Origin of the sequence: Streptomyces boetiae (genome assembly GCF_031845405.1) — a bacterium.
Lineage (GTDB): Bacteria > Actinomycetota > Actinomycetes > Streptomycetales > Streptomycetaceae > Streptomyces > Streptomyces boetiae.
Genome location: NZ_JAVREN010000095.1, coordinates 1 through 4,524 on the forward strand (window position 1 = coordinate 1; position 4,524 = coordinate 4,524).

Below are 4,524 nucleotides of genomic sequence, written 5' to 3' on the forward strand. Positions count from 1 at the left end.
CTGCCGCCCCGCCGCCGCCCGGCGGGCGCCCCGAGCCGCCGCCCGGCCCCGCCGAGGCCCTGCGCGTCGCCTTCGCCACCCTGACCGTGCTGCCCGTCGGCCGCGCCCGCTGGGACCGGGCCACGGCGCGCGGCGGCCTGGTGTGCGCCCCGCTGGCCGGGCTGGTGCTCGGCCTCGTCGCGGGCGCGTGCCTGTGGATCTTCGTCACCCTGGACACCGGGCCGCTGCTGGCCGCCGTCCTGGCCCTGGCGACCCTGGCCGTCCTCAGCCGCGGCCTGCACCTGGACGGCCTGGCCGACGTTGCCGACGGCTTCGGCAGCGCCCGCCCGGCCGCGGGAGCCCTCGAGGTGATGAAACGGTCCGACATCGGCCCGTTCGGCGTGCTGGCCCTGGTGCTCAACCTGCTGATCCAGGCCGCCGCCCTGACCGAACTCGCCGCCCGGGGCCGGGGCCTGGCCGCCGTGGGCGTCGTGCTCGCGGCGCTGGTCTCGCGGGCCGCCCTCACCTGGTCCTGCCGCCGCGGCGTCCCCGCCGCCCGGTCCGAGGGCCTGGGCGCGGCGGTGGCCGAGACCGTGCCGGTGGGCACGGCGGTGGCGGTGGCCGCGGCGGTGGCGGCCTTCGCGGCCGGGGCCGTGGCCTACGCGGACGAGCCCGCCGGGGCCGGCGCGGTCGTCGGGGTCTGCTCGGTCGTCCTCGCGCTCAGCGGGGTGGAGCTGCTGCTGCGGCGCTGCCACCACCGCTTCGGCGGGGTCACCGGGGACGTGCTCGGGGCCGCCGCCGAGACCGCCGCGGCGGTGACGCTGCTGGTGCTGGTGGTGGGCACCGGCTGAGCCGCGCGCCGGGCGTAGTCTGCCCGCGGACCACCGACCGCGCGCGAGCCCGGCCCCCACGGCCGGAGCGCACCCGACGCAGACAGGAACGGAACACCTCACCGTGACAGCACTGACCCTCAGCAACCTCCCCGCCCCGTCCGTGCCCGCGGACGCCGTGGTGATCGGCGTCGCCAAGGGCGAGTCCGGGCCGCTCCTGGCCCCCGGCTCCCCGGGGGCGGCGGCCGTGGACGCGGCCCTGGGCGGCACGCTGGCCGCCACCCTCGCCACGCTGGGCGCCAAGGGCGGCGAGGAGGAGATCACCCGCATCGCCGCCCCCGACGGCGTGGCCGCGCCGCTGGTGGTCGCCGTGGGCCTGGGCACCGCTCCCGAGGAGGGCGACTGGCCGGCCGAGGCCCTGCGCCGGGCGGCCGGGGCCGCGGCCCGCGCCCTGGCGGGGTCCGGGCACGCGGCGTTCGCGCTCCCGGCCGGCTCCACCGAGGCGGTGGCCGCGGTGGCGGAGGGTGCGCTGCTGGGGGCGTACGCCTTCACGGCCTTCCGCGGGCGGGGGAACGCCCCGGCCGGGTCCGCGCCCCTGGCCCGGATCACGCTGCTGGACCCGGACGCGGAGAACGAGGAACACGTGACCGCCGCCGAGCGGGCCCTGGTGCTGGGCGAGGAGGTCGCGCGCGCCCGCGACCTGGTGAACACCCCGCCCAACGCCCTCTCCCCCGCCGACTTCGCGGCCGTGGCCGAGGCCGCGGCCCCCGAGTACGGCGGGAGCGTGGAGGTGCTGGACGAGCAGGCCCTGACGGACGGCGGGTACGGCGGCCTGATCGGCGTCGGCCAGGGCTCCGCCGCGCCCCCGCGCCTGGTGCGGCTGGCGTACGCGCACCCGGAGGCCGCCACGACCCTGGCGCTGATCGGCAAGGGCATCACCTATGACTCCGGCGGCCTGTCGCTGAAGCCGGTGGGCGCGAACGAGACGATGAAGTGCGACATGAGCGGGGCCGCCGCCGTCTTCTCCGCCGTGCTGGCCGCCGCCCGCCTGGGCCTGCGGGTCAACGTCACGGGCTGGCTCGCGCTGGCCGAGAACATGCCCTCGGGCTCGGCCACCCGGCCGGGGGACGTGCTGACCATGTACAGCGGCAAGACGGTGGAGGTGCTGAACACCGACGCCGAGGGCCGCCTGGTGCTGGCCGACGCCCTGGCCCGCGCCGCCGAGGAGGGCCCGGACGCGCTCGTGGACGTGGCCACGCTGACCGGCGCGATGATGGTGGCCCTGGGCAAGCGGACCTTCGGCGTGCTGGGCAACGACGAAGGGTTCCGCGAGCTGGTGAACGCCACCGCCGCGGAGGCCGGGGAGGCGTCCTGGCCGATGCCGCTGCCCGCAGAGCTGGCCGAGGGCCTGAAGTCGCCGGTGGCGGACATCGCGAACGTCGGGGACCGGCTGGGCGGCGCCCTGTCGGCCGGCCTGTTCCTGAAGGAGTTCGTCCCCGAGGACACCCCGTGGGCGCACCTGGACATCGCGGGCCCGGCCTTCCACGAGGGTGCCCCCTACGGTTACACCCCCAAGGGCGGCACCGGGGCGGCCGTGCGCACGCTGGTGCGGCTGGCGGAGCGGGCCGCGGAGGGCGGGCTGGGCGGCTGACCCGGGCCCGGTCGGGGCGCGCAGCGTGCGAAGATGGGTTTCCGGCAGGGCAGGGCCGGGCTCAACCACCAAGGCGAGCCACACCAAGCCGCGCGACCAGCGGCACCTATACCGCCGGCCGGTCACCGTCGACCGGCGGGCGCACCACCCTTGGAGGAACGTGACGTGGCGAACGACGCCAGCACCGTTTTCGACCTAGTGATCCTCGGTGGCGGAAGCGGTGGGTACGCCGCGGCCCTGCGCGCCTCGCAGCTGGGCCTGGACGTTGCCCTGATCGAGAAGAACAAGCTGGGCGGCACCTGTCTGCACAACGGATGCATCCCCACCAAGGCCCTGCTGCATGCCGGTGAGATCGCCGACGCGGCCCGCGAGGCGGGCGAGTTCGGCGTGCGGGCCGCCTTCGACGGCATCGACATGGCGGGGGTCCACAAGTACAAGGACGGCGTGATCTCGGGGCTCTACAAGGGCCTCCAGGGCCTGGTGGCCTCCCGCAAGATCACCTACGTGGAGGGCGAGGGGCGGCTGTCCTCCCCCACCTCCGTCGACGTGAACGGCCGCCGCTACACCGGCCGGCACGTCGTCCTGGCCACCGGCTCGGCGCCCCGCTCGCTGCCGGGGCTGACCATCGACGGCGACCGGATCATCTCCAGCGACCACGCCCTGGTCCTGGACCGGGTGCCGAAGTCCGCGATCGTGCTGGGCGGCGGCGTCATCGGCGTCGAGTTCGCCTCGGCCTGGCGGTCGTTCGGCGCCGAGGTCACCATCGTCGAGGGCCTGCCGCGCCTGGTCCCGGCGGAGGACGAGAACAGCTCCAAGCTGCTGGAGCGCGCCTTCCGCAAGCGGGGCATAGCGTTCTCGCTCGGCGCCTTCTTCCAGGGCGCCGAGTACACCGACGAGGGCGTGCGGGTCACCCTCGCGAACGGCAGGACCTTCGAGGCGGAGCTGCTGCTGGTGGCCATCGGCCGCGGCCCCGTGTCCCAGGGCCTGGGGTACGAGGAGGCCGGCGTCGCGATGGACCGCGGCTTCGTGCTGGTGGACGAGTACTGCCGGACGAACGTCCCGACCGTCTCGGCCGTCGGCGACCTGATCCCCACCCTCCAGCTCGCGCACGTCGGCTTCGCCGAGGGCATCCTCGTCGCCGAGCGCCTGGCGGGCCTGTCGCCGGTGCCCATCGACTACGACGGCGTGCCGCGGGTCACCTACTGCCACCCGGAGGTCGCCTCCGTGGGCGTCACCGAGGCCCGCGCCAAGGAGCTGTACGGCGCGGACCAGGTGGTCACCCTCCGCTACAACCTGGGCGGCAACGGCAAGAGCAAGATCCTGAAGACCGCGGGCGAGATCAAGCTCGTGCGGATCAGGGACGGCGCCGTGGTCGGCGTGCACATGGTCGGGGACCGGCTCGGCGAGCAGGTCGGCGAGGCCCAGCTGATCTACAACTGGGAGGCGCTGCCCGCCGAGGTCGCGCAGCTCATCCACGCGCACCCGACCCAGAACGAGGCGCTCGGCGAGGCCCACCTGGCCCTGGCCGGCAAGCCGCTGCACACCCATGACTGACCCGGTGGCGTCGGCGGCGCTGCCGCGGCTTCCCCACCAGCGCGCACACCATCCGCACTTCGCGTAAGGAGCAACAGGAACCATGGCGGTTTCCGTAACCCTTCCGGCGCTCGGCGAGAGCGTGACCGAGGGCACCGTCACCCGCTGGCTGAAGGCCGAGGGCGAACAGGTGGAGGTCGACGAGCCGCTGCTCGAGGTCTCCACCGACAAGGTCGACACCGAGATCCCGGCGCCCGCGGCCGGCGTGCTGTCGTCCATCAAGGTCGGCGAGGACGAGACCGTGGAGGTCGGCGCCGAGCTGGCGATCATCGACGACGGCTCCGGTGCCCCGGCGGCGGCCCCTGCCCCCGCCGCCGAGGCCCCTCGGCAGCCCGAGCCCACCCCGGCGCCCGCGCCGGAACCGGCCCCCGCCGCGCAGGCCCCCGCGCCCGCGCAGGAGGCCCCGGCCGCGGCGCCGTCCGGCGGCGCGGCGCAGGGCACCGACGTAACCCTTCCGGCGCTCGGTGAGAG

At 76.0% G+C, this 4,524-nt stretch carries 4 protein-coding genes; all 4 read left to right on the forward strand.

Features of this window, described 5'->3' with window-relative positions:
• Positions 1–59 precede the first annotated feature (59 nt).
• Positions 60–830: an adenosylcobinamide-GDP ribazoletransferase gene (locus RM780_RS27500; protein WP_394813103.1), complete on the forward strand. Its 771-nt coding sequence runs from the start codon at positions 60–62 to the stop codon at positions 828–830.
• A 103-nt stretch (positions 831–933) separates the two neighbouring features.
• On the forward strand, positions 934–2,460 hold the full coding sequence (locus tag RM780_RS27505; protein ID WP_311633626.1) for a leucyl aminopeptidase: 1,527 nt from the start codon (positions 934–936) through the stop codon (positions 2,458–2,460).
• 165 nt (positions 2,461–2,625) lie between these two features.
• Positions 2,626–4,014 carry a dihydrolipoyl dehydrogenase gene (gene lpdA / locus RM780_RS27510; RefSeq protein WP_311633627.1) on the forward strand — a complete coding sequence of 463 codons (1,389 nt, stop codon included), beginning with the start codon at positions 2,626–2,628 and terminating at the stop codon, positions 4,012–4,014.
• Positions 4,015–4,096: 82 nt separating this feature from the next.
• Positions 4,097–4,524 (forward strand): biotin/lipoyl-containing protein (locus RM780_RS27515; RefSeq protein ID WP_311633628.1); only part of this gene is annotated, 428 nt, incomplete at its 3' end.